This window comes from Pseudoalteromonas sp. S3776, from assembly GCF_005886915.1.
GTDB lineage: Bacteria > Pseudomonadota > Gammaproteobacteria > Enterobacterales > Alteromonadaceae > Pseudoalteromonas.
The window spans coordinates 1-206 of record NZ_PNCU01000084.1 but is presented as its reverse complement, the minus strand read 5'-3'; the positions used below and the strand labels follow the sequence as shown (position 1 = coordinate 206).

Here is a 206-nt window from a genome sequence, read left to right as displayed (position 1 = left end):
GTAGCAGTGAGTGTGCCGTCGTTTAGTGCGCTTGCATCAATCGGATCGGTAACGTACTCGCCATTTTGAACGGTTGCTTGAACTTCAATTGGCGCGTTTATACCATCGCTCAAAGTGATGGTAACAGTTTGACCATCTTCAACGTCAGTCACTGTGCCACGTATAACCATGGCGGCGCTTTCACCGTTACCATTAATCACGCCGTC

General features: G+C 49.0%; 1 protein-coding gene. It reads right to left on the bottom strand.

Going from position 1 to position 206, the window contains the following annotated elements; translation table 11 throughout:
• A partial coding sequence (locus CWC16_RS19940) for a hypothetical protein (protein ID WP_171037695.1) occupies positions 1 to 206 on the bottom strand: 206 nt, incomplete at both ends.